Origin of the sequence: Halobacterium sp. KA-6, from assembly GCF_021029015.1 — an archaeon.
Classification (GTDB): Archaea; Halobacteriota; Halobacteria; order Halobacteriales; family Halobacteriaceae; genus Halobacterium.
On the sequence record NZ_JAJJZH010000005.1, the window covers coordinates 147,980 to 163,207 of the forward strand.

11 protein-coding genes and 3 pseudogenes are annotated in these 15,228 nt (G+C 54.1%); 8 read left to right on the plus strand and 6 right to left on the minus strand.

Annotated features, from left to right (window positions below; genetic code table 11):
• Positions 1-369: 369 nt before the first annotated feature.
• A complete protein-coding gene (locus LPA46_RS11780; protein ID WP_230892659.1) occupies positions 370-756 on the minus strand; it encodes an HVO_A0114 family putative DNA-binding protein in 387 nt (128 codons plus the stop codon).
• A gap of 336 nt (positions 757-1,092) precedes the next feature.
• Between LPA46_RS11780 and LPA46_RS11785 the strand changes: the two genes are divergently transcribed.
• Entirely contained in the window at positions 1,093-1,449 is a 357-nt protein-coding gene (locus LPA46_RS11785) for a DUF7718 family protein (RefSeq protein ID WP_230892660.1), read from the plus strand.
• 52 nt (positions 1,450-1,501) lie between these two features.
• On the opposite strand, the gene LPA46_RS11790 is transcribed toward LPA46_RS11785, so the two are convergent.
• A complete protein-coding gene (locus LPA46_RS11790) occupies positions 1,502-2,911 on the minus strand; it encodes an ATP-binding protein (RefSeq protein ID WP_230892661.1) in 1,410 nt (469 codons plus the stop codon).
• A gap of 95 nt (positions 2,912-3,006) precedes the next feature.
• On the opposite strand from LPA46_RS11790, the pseudogene LPA46_RS11795 reads away from it, so the two are divergent.
• Positions 3,007-3,633, plus strand: a pseudogene (locus LPA46_RS11795) (transposase); the annotation flags it as partial.
• A gap of 270 nt (positions 3,634-3,903) precedes the next feature.
• Here LPA46_RS11795 and LPA46_RS11800 read toward each other — a convergent pair.
• Positions 3,904-4,515 (minus strand): ArsR/SmtB family transcription factor, encoded by a 612-nt coding sequence (locus LPA46_RS11800; protein WP_230892662.1) that lies wholly within the window; start codon positions 4,513-4,515, stop codon positions 3,904-3,906.
• 975 nt (positions 4,516-5,490) lie between these two features.
• Here LPA46_RS11800 and LPA46_RS11805 point away from each other — a divergent pair.
• The 4 genes from LPA46_RS11805 to LPA46_RS11820 all read left to right on the plus strand — a co-directional run bounded on the left by LPA46_RS11805 (position 5,491) and on the right by LPA46_RS11820 (position 9,482).
• Positions 5,491-7,074, plus strand: coding sequence for a transposase (locus LPA46_RS11805; protein ID WP_442908249.1), 1,584 nt, complete (start codon positions 5,491-5,493; stop codon positions 7,072-7,074).
• A gap of 440 nt (positions 7,075-7,514) precedes the next feature.
• Positions 7,515-7,694, plus strand: a complete 180-nt coding sequence (locus LPA46_RS11810; protein ID WP_230892664.1) for a hypothetical protein — start codon at positions 7,515-7,517, stop codon at positions 7,692-7,694.
• Positions 7,687-8,796 carry a tyrosine-type recombinase/integrase gene (locus tag LPA46_RS11815; protein WP_230892665.1) on the plus strand — a complete coding sequence of 370 codons (1,110 nt, stop codon included), beginning with the start codon at positions 7,687-7,689 and terminating at the stop codon, positions 8,794-8,796. Before LPA46_RS11810 ends, LPA46_RS11815 begins: the two co-directional genes overlap by 8 nt.
• Before the next feature lie 221 nt (positions 8,797-9,017).
• The gene (locus LPA46_RS11820; RefSeq protein ID WP_230892666.1) at positions 9,018-9,482 is read left to right on the plus strand and encodes an FxLYD domain-containing protein; all 465 of its coding nucleotides are present in this window, start codon (positions 9,018-9,020) and stop codon (positions 9,480-9,482) included.
• Between the two features lie 669 nt (positions 9,483-10,151).
• On the opposite strand, the pseudogene LPA46_RS11825 reads toward LPA46_RS11820, so the two are convergent.
• Positions 10,152-10,811 (minus strand): annotated as a pseudogene (locus LPA46_RS11825) (IS6 family transposase).
• A 113-nt stretch (positions 10,812-10,924) separates the two neighbouring features.
• On the opposite strand from LPA46_RS11825, the gene LPA46_RS11830 reads away from it, so the two are divergent.
• A complete protein-coding gene (locus LPA46_RS11830; RefSeq protein ID WP_230892667.1) occupies positions 10,925-11,875 on the plus strand; it encodes a haloalkane dehalogenase in 951 nt (316 codons plus the stop codon).
• A 531-nt stretch (positions 11,876-12,406) separates the two neighbouring features.
• On the opposite strand, the gene LPA46_RS11835 is transcribed toward LPA46_RS11830, so the two are convergent.
• Positions 12,407-13,405: an IS110 family transposase gene (locus LPA46_RS11835; RefSeq protein WP_230892668.1), complete on the minus strand. Its 999-nt coding sequence runs from the start codon at positions 13,403-13,405 to the stop codon at positions 12,407-12,409.
• A gap of 278 nt (positions 13,406-13,683) precedes the next feature.
• On the opposite strand from LPA46_RS11835, the gene rdfA reads away from it, so the two are divergent.
• Positions 13,684-14,325: a rod-determining factor RdfA gene (gene rdfA / locus LPA46_RS11840; RefSeq protein ID WP_230892669.1), complete on the plus strand. Its 642-nt coding sequence runs from the start codon at positions 13,684-13,686 to the stop codon at positions 14,323-14,325.
• 225 nt (positions 14,326-14,550) lie between these two features.
• Here rdfA and LPA46_RS11845 read toward each other — a convergent pair.
• Positions 14,551-15,180, minus strand: a pseudogene (locus LPA46_RS11845) (IS6 family transposase).
• Positions 15,181-15,228 lie beyond the last annotated feature (48 nt).

Sequence of the window (15,228 nt, forward strand, 5' to 3'; positions counted from 1 at the left end):
GAGCTTGAATTGACGGACGGCTAGTCCAGCTGCGACACCGAAGTATCCATAAAACTGAACGTATCTACGACCACCTCGATGAGGTGTAACACATGAGAGAGGTCGCCGCCTCGCTCAATTTGGCTACTTCGACAGGGGTTGCTGCTGGCGTGCTGTCGCCGTTTGTATTCAATCTCCCCCACAGTGGGAGATGGCGATTAGGGTCAGTATCGGTAACACCGTTGCGCTCGTAGCGATGTTCGTATTCCTCGCTGGAAGCGGCGTGAACACCAGCCAGCCCAAGTTCCAGCGCTAAAGGCATGGAGGAAGGAGGTTTTGAGGGCGATTCCCCGGGGTTCGCCCCCCAGGATTGGGTGTTTAGATTCGGAATTAGACGACAGGTTCGACGACAACGTGGCTGTGCTTGAGGCGAGGGGCCTTCGATCGGCCAGCATCTTCGTATTCGATGACGTCGATCTGCGCGAGTTCCTGGAGATCACGACTCACGACGCCCTTGTCGTAGTCCAGCTCCTGTGCGAGGGCTCGTACCGAGTCCGGATTGTGTTCGTTCAGGTGGTCTAGGATCTCCAGACGGCGGTCGTGAAATACCTCTTCAGCTCGCTCTCGGGCGAGAACGAGAGTGTCTGGATAACCGTGCTTCGTCAGCGTTTCCGAGAACGCAGCACGAAACTCCAGACGGTCGTCGATGTCCGCATCTTCGCGTTCGAACTCGTTGGGGTCGGGAACCGAGGATGGCGGTTCTTCAAATTCGGGCATATTCATCACTCCCTGACCGTTGTTAGGACTGCAACGGTGAAAAGGGTTCTGGCTCCCACCTAAAGCAGGTCGTCAGGCTCTAAGTGGTGTTCAACTCGAACTGTCGAAACTTTTAAGTGGCTGGGTCTCCTATAGTAAGATAGGAGAGCATCTGCTATGCCGGCCGGCGTTCTACCATCTCTACTGTCTGAGTAGCGGCTTTCTATCCCGTGAAATCACCAGCCTGAGAGCGCAGGCTATGCTGGTGCGACGGTTCGCGCGCGTGGGCAGACCTCCGGTGAACAGAAATGAATGGCAAAACCAACACGACGAGTTCAGACGCACAGGTGATGTACTATGGAAACCTTTGACAGTATCGACCTCGGGACATATCGAGGAGACGACTACTTCCTCGTCGGGTACGTCGAGCCCGAGCCCGAGGACAGGGAGGAGTATGACCCCGAGGTCGATGCCAACAACTACGGGTGGTCTCTCGTCCAGAAGGCGGAATCCCCCCTCGACGAGAACACCGAAATCGTACGGCTGGACAATTGCCACGACCAGCCCCATATGGATAAGGAGTATCTTCCACCCGACGTCAGCGAGGACAAGAAGGAATGGCTCGACAAGGGATATTCCTTCTATCGGATGCGGGACTACCTCCTGGAAAACTGGGAGAAGTTCGCTGACCTCCACATCCACTATAACGAGTAGAAGTTGAGACAGGTATTCTCAATGCATAGCTGGTAGCAATTCACTTCGATCGCTACTCCGTGATCAGTTCGACGACGTCATCGACAGTGAACAGATGAAGATCGTCCCGTTCCGATTCGGCTTCCTTGACTGCGGACGAGAATCCAGACCGACTGAATAGCGCATACGTGTACTCTGGGTCACCACCGCTGTCTGGATGCCAGTCTACTTTTGGGGCCTCAGATTCGACTCGACTGAGGACGTCATATCCAACCGCTTCCTGTCGGAATTTTGCCTCACCGACGAGGAGTGTCTCTCCATTCGTCGGCGCAACGATGTCGATCTCGTTGCCACTCCCATTCCACCAGTTCCCGGGTTCCTCTACGAAGCGATACTCGTCACCGAATGCGTACAAGACAGCACGCTGGCATAACTGTTCGAACGTCCCACTGACGAAGTCTGGCAGTTCTGGGTCGATGAGGTCGGTGTAAGCGTCCTCACCATATACCTCGTACCGCGCTGTCCGCCCATAGACGAATCTGAACCAGAATCGGAATAATGGATCTGTAATCGTATACCGACCTTTCCGGCTCCGATCTGGATTGACGGTAACTGGGTAGTCTCGTTCGATAATACGCAAGTCATTCAGTCGGTTGAGATAATATCCGACGCTACTGTTACTGATTCCGGCACCCTGGGCGACTTCGTTCTTGACTCGGTTTCCTTCTGCAAGCGACTTCAATATCGCAAAATACCGGTCGACCTCGTCCAGTTCCCGGTGGAGCACGTTTTCGGGCTCCTCGTGGAGTCCTCCATCACGCCGTAACAGCGTTCTCGTGACGTTCTCCTCAAGCGTCTCGTCGTCTTCGACGGCTCGCAAATACTCTGGTGTTCCGCCGAAGACACCGTAGGTCATCACCTGTTCAACGGGGGAATACTCGGGGAAAAACGACATTGCCGCCTCGAAGTGAAGTGGGCCAACTTCGATTTCCCCGTTCGGGTTTTTAGCGACGCGACCGTACAACGGCGCTGTTCCTTCAAGCGCGTACTCGTGCATCATTCCAATAGCGGACCCGGTCAGCACGAAGGTCGTTGCAGTGTTCTCAGCGGTATGATCCCAGACGCGCTGCAGGATCGATGGGAGTGCGTCCGTTTGCTCGACGAGATACGGGAACTCGTCGACGATGATGACTGCATCCTGCTCGGCAAGAAATTCGAAGAGGGGTTCCCACTCTTCACGGATTCGTGTGATTCCTGGATACACCTCGGCAGCGTCGTTGATGAACGAGGAAATCTGCTGGTCTGCAGTCCCTCTAGTCGCCTGGTAGTAGACGGCGTCGTTACGGTCTCGGATCGACTCGATTGCGAGCGTCGTTTTCCCCATTCGCCGTCGCCCCCAAACTACCGCCAGTGCTGCCGTATCGCTCTCGTAGAGTTTATCGAGACGTTTCAGTTCCCGTTTCCGGTTTACAAACCCAGTCATTATGTCTTCTTTGAAGGGGACACATAAAACTGTTCCTCTAAAGGAGTCTGAACTAACTTAGTTTAGACTAACGTATCTCCGACACTCTTAGACGAGTTCTTGCTGCCCGCCCGGTACGGAAAGGTGTGTCACGGAAGGAAATCGTTGAGGATCTGCTGGATTCGGCTGAAGGGCTCGTCCACGTCGATAACGTACTGATGGACCGGGAGTTCGACAGCCAGCACATTCTAGAGATGATCAGCCAGCGTGGACTGTCCTACGTCGTGCCAAAGCGGATGCAGGCCAGCGAGAAAGCCCAAGCTAAACGGTTGCTCCAGCGGGATCAAGATCGGTACGAGACCGACCTCAAACTCCATCTTGGGAAGAACGAGTGGCACGAGACGACGCTGATCTACCGACGGAAAGAGAACTCCGAGCATGACGATCACCGACAGTACTCGGTGTTCATGTCCAATCGTGGTGGGGGCTTCCTCACTGAGTATGGGTATCGGTGGGAGATCGAGAGTGGCTATCGATCGATTAAGCGGTTCATGGCCGCGACGACGTCCACGGATTTCGGACTGCGGTTCTTCTACTTCGCGTTCGCCTGTTTGTTGTACTCGATTTGGCGAGCAGTTGACCTACTCGTCCAAGTCGAGTTGACAGGTGAATACGAACACGCACCGATGGTGACGGCCGACAATACGCTCACGCTGCTGAAGAAGGAGACCGGAATCGGGTAGTACGGTACTCTACCCGTGATAGAGCGTCGTCCGAGTGGCAACGCTACCCTAAGTTGCAGAAAATCGCCCATATGGTAGGGACTTTAACAAGAATGGCCGTTTGGACGGCAACCTGAAGCAGTTTCTACTCATCGATTCGGTCGAAACCACGCATCACAGCCCCGCTAAACCCACTGTAGTCTCAACTTCCCACAACCTCGGAGGATGGATTTGATGCGCGCCTTTTTTCAGAATATTTAATTTGTGGAAAATTAAAATGGTTGTCTGTTGCTATCTTCGACGTCTCTGGTAGTACCACAACCCACCAATTATCACGAGCATCGCTATCCCGCCGACAAAAAACATGAGCCCAGGCGGAACAAGCGGTCCAGGGTTGAACGGCCCCGGAACCGGTGTCGGATTGATTGGTTCTGACGGCTCGACAAGTGGTATTTCGTGCGTGATCGCCCATTGAGCGAGGACACTCAAAAATCCAAAAAGGACAACCACCCCGACGACCTGTTCCAGTAGTTCTCGAAGCTCAGACTGCTCGTCAGAGGTGCTCCCGCTGAATACCACCGGTTCAGATGTCGGAGCGTAGATCGACATCTCGACGCCTTTCTCAGAATAGCCTGTTTCTACCTCCTCGATGAGATCCGCATCCCGTAAGTTACGAATGTGATAGTGGACGTTTTGAAGCGACAAGTCGAGAGTGTCGGCTAACTCACTCGGGGGTGCTGGCTCGCTGTGGAGTGCTGCAAGAATACGGCGGGCTGTGGTTGACGAAAGTGCGTCAAAGACGAGATCGGCGTCTTCACTGGTTAGATCAAGAACTCGCGCCGAGGTATTATTCGACTCCGGAAGGGGACGAAATGGGAGGAGTCGCCGGTCGTCGTCCGTCATCCCTCTGAAGAGGTCCGTGTTGTTTTCTTCTTAACGAGTTCGAACTTCGCTTGACATTCGATTCGTCGGGGTCGATTGCCACTCTGTAATTCCCCGACAATCGCGAAGATATACGTCCCCTCCTCAAGATTCGCCGTAATAAATGTCGTCTCCTCAGTATAGGGTGTCGGATGGGGTGCCAGACTGAGGGACCACCTGTGAGTTGATTCTGGACCGATTGAAATCGGCTGTTCGGTACGTTCACCTGACGCACTTTCACTCCAGTTACTCTCTGTCCGACGCATAATCACCCACTCACCAGGGTTGACAACAAATGGATCATCCGATTGGTTTCGGAGCGTTAGACCGAGAGTCTCGACCGTCTGATTGGTTGTAACGACTGTGAAGGTTTGCTCGTCCAACTCGATATACACTGGTTGATTCTCTGCTGATCCTCTATCCGCACAAACCACCCTATCGACTTCAGATCCAAACGTAGGACAGTTTGGCGTTTTAGGTGAAGTGGTGGTGTCCTGTTGATCACTTCCTGCATATCCTGTACCGAGGCAACCAGCTATCAGACCGACGCTACCAACCGTAGCGACGTCTCGTAGGAAGGTTCGACGATTCATGTCTGAAAATGCGTAGGGATTGAGAATGGGCCTTGTGTACGATCAAAATTTGGCTATAACTATTAGAGTCCTGTTGCTCCAGTCGTTTGTAATGATGGTGAGAGGGCAGTCTGGATTGCAATCTACGACGAAGCTGGCGGGCTCAAGGGCACGATTGTGAATGACATCGATTCAGCGATAGCATGGGAAACTTATGTATTTTGCCGGTATCGGAAACCCACTACTTAAGCGATCCGTCGTGGCGGTCAGTCACAGATTCTCCACAACTGAGCCTCCTAGCACACTCGAAGCGTTGATTCTGTAAACTTCCACACTACCTTGTATGACTGGCTCTGGCGGCTCACACCCGAGTGAGAGCCCGCGAATGCGCTATCTGTGTGAGGCGTACCAGCTTGGAATCGCCATCCGAAACGAACTCCAACATACCGATCTCGTTACCGCGGTCGAGAATTTGGACCATTCGGTTGATTCGATTGAAGATGGGTATCCGTCGTGGCATCCTGCTCCCCTCTCCTTTCGCGCGATGGTTCTCTCGTTCGTTTTCATGGAGATTACGGGTGATTCGTATGCCGAGTTCGCACGAAGACTGACCCGGCAACCGGAAGTGGCAACGATCTTCGGGTTTAGTCGAGTGCCCGACGAATCGGCGTTCTCGCGGGCGTGGCGGAATCGATTTGACGACGCTTGCCAGGAATACGTGCAGACCGCAGCTCATTTCGTCGTCAAAGAGGTCCACGACTTCGATATTCCTGCGCCCGAAGTGCGCTCCAAAGAAGAGATCCTTGACGAGCCTCAAGTAGAGGCGGACGCAGCGGAGGACGACTCGTTCTCAGAGAGCGAGATCATCCAGACGACGCGGCTCGCCCGTGATCACGCGTTCGGCTACTTCGAGTCAGACCGGGCCGCGAACGCGTCCTACGAGGACACGCGATTCTTCGAGTTGCAGACCTTCATGGGGATGGTTCGGTGCGGCACCGCCCAGGGAGCTGCGCGCTTCCAGTATCGACGAGGCGAACAGTACGGACCTCATGGAGACACTCATCTCCGCGCTGTCAAGCAATTCGAATCCGAAGAACTTGTGGATGGATTTAATGAAACGACGGATCGGTTGCTCTCGGTCATCGCCTCGGAAGCCTCGTTCCGCCGGCCAGTGACCGTTGCGATCGACATTACGACTATTCCCTACTACGGGGATGTCGAGGAGATGCCGATGGTGAGTGGGACGAAAGACGGCGAGGGCCGGGCGTTCAAGTTCGCGACGCTCTCGATCATCGGACAGAACATCCCTCTCGTCTTGGCTGTCGAGCCGGTGCGAGAGAGTTCAGCGTGGGATGAGAACCCACCGAACCGGATCCACCGCGTCGTGCGCCAACTCGTCCGGCGCGCGAAAGAACACGTTCCCATCGAGACGGTCCTGTGTGACCGCGAGTTCGATTCCATGCGCGTCTTCCAGACCCTCTCGAACCTCGACGTGAACTACCTCATCCCGAAGCGCATCACCAGCTCCGAACGCGAGGTGATAGAGCAGATGGAAGAGGACGACCAGGAGGTCGCTGTTGAATCAGCGTCCATTCACGTCGAGGCGGGGTCGCATCCGATGCGGTTTCTGTACGTGCCGTCGACGAGCGGCGAGGGAACGACCGTCTTCGCGACGAACCTCCGAGTCGGGCCAGATGAGGCCGAGACGTTCTGTCGACGGTATAATCGACGGTGGCAGATCGAGAATGAGTACAAATCTATCAAGCACGACTTCCTTGCGAAGACGTCCTCGAAGGACTACCGCGTGCGGTTGTTCTACTTCGTCTTCGCCGTGCTGTTGTACAACATCTGGCGGCTCACCGACTTCCTGCTGAAAGCGAGTGTCGACGGTGAGATGGACTACGCTCCTGTGTTGACCGCGGGCGAATGCGTCGAGATTGTCGTCTCGGCGTTGATCCCGCCCGACTAACCGGCTGAGCCCTCGATAGGTCCACCTCTCGGGAGTGGCGACGCTGCTCGGCAGTGCCAGAATTCACGCAATTTCTCACGCCCGTCCGATAGTACACCTGAAAGGGTTCAAATTCGATTCTCTATCGGGGAGAAGAACTACGAGTTGACGGAGATTCAGCCTGAAACTAGCCTATCCTCCGAAACTGTGAACTTCCACACTCCCAGAGTTTTGTATAGCGATATATAGTTTATAACCCTGCTTATCCAGCCATAGCAGGCGCTTCAGAGCCCGAAAGCCGTGATTTCGCTTCGACACAGTTGGTTTGGTTTAGATGAGTAAAACAAACCAGAACTAAGAGGGTGGCCGCCCTCCCGTAAGCACGAACGATGGAAGTCCCACAGCGAGCGTCTATATCCCACCAAAACGTCGAAGCTGGCCCAATCGCCAAACGCACCGTCATGAACAACAGCGAGATCGTCGCCTGTGCTGGCTGCGACGAGGACCTCGACACCAGCAACTACCACCTCCACACCACCCTCAGATTCGGCGCTGGCGGTGGCCGAGGCGTCCGCTACAAATCCTTCCTACTTCACGATGCGGAGTGTTTCAACACGTGGAAGCGTGATCTAGATGTCTAATAACGACGCTACCCCTGGGGTTCGCGGCCTCGAAACCCTCCTCGACGACCGCATGGTCAGCCTCGAAAGCCCACAGACCCAGCGAAACACCCGACTCGCCGTCAACGACCTGTTCCAGTTCCTCACCGAGAACAACGACGTCGACCGCATCCAGGACGTCGACGAACAGGACGCCCGAGATTGGGTTATCCACCTCGTGAAAGAAGACGACCTCGCCGCGAACTCCATTCGGACGTATTTCGCGCTCGCTCGCGCCACATTTGGCTGGTGGCAACGCAGCGGCGAAATCGACCAGAATCCGCTCGCGACGACCACCGCCGAAGAAGTACTCCCGTCGAAGAGCAACGACGTTGAGCAACAGTTCTGGACTACCGATGCTCGCGAACAGTTGCTCGCCTACGTCGACGAGCGTGCCCATGCTGCACTCGAGAACGACAGCAGCGACGCCGCACGCGCGTTCCGGGACCGCTCCCTCGTCTACATCCTTGCGGATACCGGCGTCCGTGGGGCAGAGGTCTGTAGCGTCAGTCGCGACGACCGCCGCAACGGTCTCCGATGGGAAGACGTTGACCTCGAGGCGGGCGTGATGACTGTCCTCGGGAAGTCCGGCGACCAGGAATCGGTGTCGCTCCCGGGGGTGACTTCCGAGAAGCTGGCGCGCCACCGGCGGCTCGTCGACGCTCCTGACGAGTGGCTCGTCATCCCAACCGGAGACGCAGCATCGAAATACCGGGCCGTTCGCGACGAGCTGGCCGACCGCGGATACGAGGACGCGGAAATCGAGGGAGTCCTGGAAGATTGCGAAATCGACGAGGTGCTGCGCGAGTACGAGGTTGCGCCGCCCGCGTTAACTACGGAGGGCGCGAGAACGCTCTTACAGCGGCTTTGCGAGGAGGCGGACGTCGATATCGACGGCGATTATTTGAAGCCCCACGGCGGCCGGCGTGGGCTCGGAGACGAACTCTACGGCGAGGTCGCCGCCGAAAGCGCACAGGAGGTCCTTCGACACAAGTCCATCGAGACAACGCATGCCTCCTATCGAGATCGCCACCCAGAGGACTTAGCAGCAGATATCGAGAAGGTCCGTTACAAGAACGAGTGAGTTGGATTGAGGGAGTGGTCTACTCTCGAAGGCACCACTACTGTAGAGAGTGAATCCGGTCGTAATAGACTGGGCACCCGTCGCGGTCGGCGGTGGTGCGCCGACCGCGGGACGCAGTGGTGTCCGTCTAACCGTCACTGATACTCATCGCTCGAGTGTTCTCCAATATCGCCTCCGTTCGAGACGGGGTGTTTAACACAGGGTTGTGTGAATTCTCGCACGTGACTACGAGACGGAACGTATTGGCGCTCACAGGTACAACAGCAGCTGCAGCACTCGCAGGATGCAGCAGCGACGGTGACAGTGATAGTGACAGTAACGGCGACGGTGGTACTGATTCGACTGGCACGCAACTTACCGACATCATTGAGATCACGAATCAGGAATGGCGCGGCCGGTCAATCCTCGAAGCGACCGTCCGGAACAAGACCGACAGCACCATCGGGACGCTGCAGATCGATGTGAACGTCTACGCGGGCGATGAGCAGATTAGCGACGGGTACGGCACTATCACCGACCTTCCCGGCGGTATTGAGGACACGGTGCGTGTGAGCAATATGAGCGATTTCTCCGCGGTGCCGTGCAAGGACGCGACGACGTACGACCTCGTTCCGAACTTCTATTTCGAGAACACGCAGTACGAGCAACAATTCGAGCACGAGTACAACCCCGAATTCTGCGAGTGACCACGTGATTACCTAGAATGACATCAGAGTTCGAGCCTGCCGACGCACCGTACGACGTCGGGGATATCGTTCACATTTACGCTCCGGAACCCGAGTTCGAGCACCGGTTCGGGTGCGAGGTGGTCGAAGTACACTCTGACGATAAATCAACGTCATACACGCTGTACGCGCACGGTATCCAGCGCGTCTTAGACGGGACGTACCCTCACGAATACCTGATTCCGTCACCTCGTGGATACCCGAACATCGCCGAGTTACTCGGTGAAGCTCGGGTTGATGGGGAAGAACTTCTGGGGAAGTTCAAACGCCCCGATCTCAAGATAATCAACAAGTACCTCACTGCGGTGGATGTCGATTCAGATCCGACGAAAGACTGGTTGAGAGAAATCGAGAAAGGCGATGTGAATCGAATCAATTCCGTATTTGCCGAATTGTACCTTCTATACTACTTGCGAGAATTGTACGGCACGGAGCAGGTATCGATGAACGCGAATCTTTCCGACGATCGTGATTCGAAGGATTTTGACTTGCGGCTCAACACCAACGACCAGGATATCTGGATTGAGGTCACGAAACCGGACCATGCTGAGGTACTGGAAGGTGGGTTTGGGTTCGGGATGGGGAAGCGAACGACGAATTCGATTGATAGGAAGCTCAAAACGGCACTGTCTAGTTTAGCACCCCCTCGACCGGCGTGTTTCCGTCGAGCGATTGATGCGGTCTCTGGTGGTTGTAGTAATGCACAAATTGTTCAATCCATTCGCGTGCGCTCGACCGACTGCCCACCCACGAGTTATGGAAACGGTCGATGCGCATTTTGAGCGTGTGGAACCACTTTTCAATGAGGTTCCGGTCGGTATAGTCCACCCGACCGTTCAATTCTAATCAAGCAAGGGAAGTCCGATAGCCGAATTGGTCGACCAGAAACACCGCATCGGAGAGATCGTGTTTCTCGCGGAGTCCATACAGAAACGCCGCCGCAGGATCGGTTCCATGCCGACCGAATAATGCGACGTCAAGAATCAACTTCGTGTCGAGGTCAATTGCAGCATACAACCAAGACCACTCTCCGTTAATTTTGACAGCAGTCTCGTCAACCGCGACCCTTGACGGCTACGCCGTCGGCGGGTCAGGAACGATGTCAGCCAGCCCTGCTTGGTGAGAGCGTTCTACGCCCAATTCCGTGAGAATCGTTGTTGTCTCTCTGAGCGAACAACCGGTCGCGTGAAGCCGGACGGCGAACACCCTGACGGGCGTCGCCGTCCGCTCACGCTCCCAAGATTCATCAAAATCCGCCGCATAGCTCTCGCTGAGCAGGTCTACGAGCATCTTGGCCAACTAACTCAACGACCTGCTCACTTCTCAAACTCACTTAACTACAGTGCCAGTTCCTGTGTATTATCCGGAATATTGAATAGGTTGTGGCGTGTTAACAAAGAATAATGGATACGGAACTCCTCCGTACCCCTTCCTACCGATTTAGGGATCTTCCCGAATTTCCGTATACACCACAATACGTCGATGTCAGCGGTGCAATCGATGCGGTGGATTGTCCCGGCCTAACTGAGGCGTTGATGGGATACGTGACAGCAGGCTCCGGTAAAAGAACGATCTTATGCCTCCACGGTGAAGCATCATGGTCGTTTACTTATCGAAAGATGATTCCCATTCTTGCCGATGCAGGTCGGGTCATCGCTCCAGATTACCTTGGATTCGGCCGATCCGAGAAGTTCGCGCGGATGGACGACCATTCCTTCCAGCTACACCGTGATACTATTGCTGAACTCGTCAAAGTTCTTGACCTACAACACATTACATTAGTCGGTCATGATTGGGGTGGCCCATTTGGGCTTGGTGTCGTAATGGAACATCCTGATAGGTTTGACCAGTTTGTGTTCTTGAATTCGACTCTACCAGATGGTCGATATCCAATGTCGGATACGTTCATGAAGTGGCGAAAGTTCGCCGAAGAAACACCTGATCTCTCGATTGGCCATCTTATTGAACAGGGTTTGGCAGTCAATTCCGACAGAGGATATATCACCGATCTTTCTCCAGAGGTGCTTGCTGCCTACGAAGCGCCGTTCCCTAGCCCGGAATACAAAGCTGGACCCCGACAGTTCCCCCTTATGGTCCCTACGCCTGAACACCCAAGCCCTGCTAGCAACCCGATTCGCAGAATTGAAGACCGGATCCCGGAATTCGACAAACCAGCACAGATGTTATTCTCGAAAGGTGATCCGATTATTCCGTCGGGACGCATACGACTCCCAGAACTGTTCTCTCGGACGGAAGAGCATGTAATTAGTAATGCTGGACACTTCCTTCAAGAGAATGCTGGTAAACAAGTTGCTAAACATATTGTGCGATTCATCAATGATCCCTCAGTGTAAACCCATCTCTTCTTGCAGCCTACCCAGTTCCCATTTGACGTGCACCGCAACATGCGTATATCAACGCCAAATTCTATTGAATTTTAGTGTATCACCCTTCTTCAATTAGTGTTTGAGTTCTTCCGAGGCGCGGTATTCAGATAATACTGAGAGTGATTTTGGCGCCATCACCCTGATTTCGTATTGATTTTGGATCAGCGAGCAAAAACAGCCCAAACTCAACGCTGAGCCGAATACTGTTTCCAGTAACAGCAAAAACTCAGCCAAGAGCGGTTCTGACTCGACATATACCGAATCCCACTAATTCGATCACTCTCAGTATTATCTGAACACCTATGGAAACGCTGCTACCTACACAAACCACCGTTTTCGATAAAATAGTTACGCCATCCCGGGATCTGCTGCTGACACAGCCGACAGGCGGTCCCAATCGTCAGGCGGTGCGGTCGCTGTCTGGCGATAGCTACCGCTCACCGCTGGCCTCGGCCGGCCACTGAGGGCCGCCCGCTCGGCGGCCCTCAGAATCCTCGTCTACGCGCTTACACCAGGTGGGTCATACACTTCACCACGGCTGAGCATGTGATAGATCGACACCAACATCTTTCGCGCTGTCGCCACGATAGCTTTCTGTGAGTTCTTCCGACTCGCTAGCCGCTCGTAGAAGCGACTCAGATACTCGTCGTTACAGGTGTGAACTGCTGTATGAGAAGCTTGAACGAGCAGCCATCGAACTCTCCCCGATCCACGCTTCGAGATGCTCCCTTCGATCCGCGAGTCGCCTGACTCGCGGATCACCGGATTCAACCCGACGTAGCTGACGACTTCTTTGTCACCGTCAAATCGGCTGATTTCGCCCAACTCTGCGTAGACCGTCAGTGCCGTATAGTAACTCACGCCAGGAATTGTCATCAGCAGCTGGGTCTCCTTCAGAGACCCAGCGCGTTCTTCAATTGTCTCGTCGAGATTATGAATCTCCTCGGTGAGCGTCTCTATCACCTCAGGATGCGATTCCAACAACGAATTCCATGGCGTCGGGAGCGAGAGTTCCCGCAGGAACTCTCGTCCCTCAACGCTCAACGGTTTCACGTCTTCCGTGATACCGTGATCGGAAAGCAACCCGTGGACTTTGTTAGCGTACTTGGTTCGATCCTCAACCAACGTCTGTCGCCCGCGCACGAGTGCGCGGGCTTCCCTGATCTCGTCGGTCGGAACGTAGCTTTCTGGCACGGAGTTCAGCCGTACCATCCGCGCGAGTTCTTTTGCGTCGACGCGATCAGTTTTCTTGTCCGACTGAGCGATCTGGTTCAACTCTTTCGGGTGGGCAACAGTTACATCCAAATGTTCCGACAGCGTATCGTGGATGTGGTAGTAATTGCTGGTCGCCTCGATCGCAGCTTGTGCGCCAGTGTACCGTTGGGCGAGGTCGTCGAGGTTCGCGTTCTCGACGCGAACCTCTTCGACGATCTCTCCCGCCTCATCCATTACTGCCACCTGTGCGTACCGTTTGTGGACGTCGATTCCGAGGTACATGGTTTGTTCACCCGGGACGCCAGTGCGTGAAGCAGAGATGCACCTATTCGGGCTTTCCCGGATGCCGCGGCGCGCGGCATCCGGGCTGTAACGCCCATGACTCGGCTCCCTTCGCACATGGACCAGTCACTACCACGTGCTCGATGGCACGGTTCAGATATCGGTCTCTTGCGCCCCATATCTTGGTTCACGCTCTCATGGCATAGCAGCGTTTCCATCGAGTCACTACCCATGCTCCCACCCATATTATTATATTAGATGATGACAATAGATTCCCTATGAGCGACACGGAACGTTCTCCCACGAGTGGAAGTAAGCAGAACTACAAGGTCGGACGGGTCCTCGAGGAATACGATCTACGTTCGCTTGATGCGGAATTAGACGAGATGTGGCTCGGCGCGGAATCAGCGGATTCATACAGCTTGCGGGGCCTGAGCAATCACATTAATAAACAGGTGCTCAGAACGGCGATGGAACGCGCCGATATTGATCCACTCGATGGAGAGATTGAAGAGACGTATCGAATCCTAAGGAACGATGATATCGATCAGATCGTCTATCAGAATACGGTTCATCGACTACAACGTGAGGGAATTGATGTTACGTCACTCGAACGTGATTTTGTTACCCACCAGGCAGTTTACACATATCTCACTAAGTTTCGAGGTGTGACACGAGACCAATGTAATCGCAACGAGTCTGATCCGGATCACATGATCCGAGACCAACTTACTGAGAACGCAAAAGAGTTGTTCGAGTCGATACGGCAGGAAGAACAGATTTCTCTTGGTGATTTCGAGCTTGACGTAGATGTTCGTATTCACTGTCGGAGCTGCACAGAAACGTACTCTTTGAAGGACTTACTCCAAAGAGGAGGATGTGCTTGTACCGAGCCACACGAACAGCGAGAAACAGCGTAACCACGTGACGATCTACTGTCGGAGGTGCAGGAATGCAGCGTTACTATTCTCGAGTGTCATACGTAGCGTAGACGGGCGTAGGCCAATTCAGCACTACCTACAGCCTAATCGTCTTCTGCCGGTCATCTTGCCGTTCATTAGTATCATATATTGACTCCTCTTCTCACTGTACCATAGAGGGTGCCATAGAACTCTTGTCACACCATGATGGTCGTACCATGGTGTTTAGTTTAGCGAGTTCCACCAGACGGTGAAGGCTCGGAACCACGATACCGCTGTTGTTGAATCGACGTGGCTGAAACTATTACTGAACGATAAGGTTCAGGATTTTATCTCTATAAATATATGTCTAACAGCATTCTGATTCCCTTGACGAACCGTCTGGAATCGCAGCCCAACTCGCTGCAGTGCTGTTTTGAGAGCTTGGCTTCGTCGACGAGAAACACAGCGTCTTCAACGTCGTGTTTCTCGCGGAGTCCCTGCAAGATTTTTCAGTTAACGTTATTGTCGTTGGAAAAAGCCGTACATGCAGGAATTTGTTCGAGTCGGGATTGACGGCAGCGTACAGCCAGTACTTCTGGCCGTCGATGCGGATTGCCGTTTCGTCAACCGCAATCTGATCCGGGTTGGCGCCACTGGCAGGCTGTAGATTAGCTTTCTGCACCCAGTCATAGACGACTTTCCATGACCGTTTAACACCTAACTCCTTAATTTCATTAACTGTATTCGAAGGTGATAGTCCAGCCAAGTGAAGTTGAATACCGAAGCTCATCAGCTCGCTCGGTATTCGTTCGCGCTCCACAAAACCTACTCAAGAACGTTGCTACAGCCACTGAGACGAGAGATTTCAGGCATGAACCAGCCGAAATTCGTCTCTCCCCACTTTTCAGCCTTAACTAAACA

Excerpts from the sequence above, each read along its gene's own strand:
- LPA46_RS11780 (WP_230892659.1), bottom strand. The coding sequence starts at position 756 with ATGCCCGAATTTGAAGAACCGCCATCCTCGGTTCCCGACCCCAACGAG.
- LPA46_RS11785 (WP_230892660.1), top strand. The coding sequence starts at position 1,093 with ATGGAAACCTTTGACAGTATCGACCTCGGGACATATCGAGGAGACGAC.
- LPA46_RS11790 (WP_230892661.1), bottom strand. The coding sequence starts at position 2,911 with ATGACTGGGTTTGTAAACCGGAAACGGGAACTGAAACGTCTCGATAAA.
- LPA46_RS11800 (WP_230892662.1), bottom strand. The coding sequence starts at position 4,515 with ATGACGGACGACGACCGGCGACTCCTCCCATTTCGTCCCCTTCCGGAG.
- LPA46_RS11805 (WP_442908249.1), top strand. The coding sequence starts at position 5,491 with ATGCGCTATCTGTGTGAGGCGTACCAGCTTGGAATCGCCATCCGAAAC.
- LPA46_RS11810 (WP_230892664.1), top strand. The coding sequence starts at position 7,515 with ATGAACAACAGCGAGATCGTCGCCTGTGCTGGCTGCGACGAGGACCTC.
- LPA46_RS11815 (WP_230892665.1), top strand. The coding sequence starts at position 7,687 with ATGTCTAATAACGACGCTACCCCTGGGGTTCGCGGCCTCGAAACCCTC.
- LPA46_RS11830 (WP_230892667.1), top strand. The coding sequence starts at position 10,925 with ATGGATACGGAACTCCTCCGTACCCCTTCCTACCGATTTAGGGATCTT.
- LPA46_RS11835 (WP_230892668.1), bottom strand. The coding sequence starts at position 13,405 with ATGTACCTCGGAATCGACGTCCACAAACGGTACGCACAGGTGGCAGTA.
- rdfA (WP_230892669.1), top strand. The coding sequence starts at position 13,684 with ATGAGCGACACGGAACGTTCTCCCACGAGTGGAAGTAAGCAGAACTAC.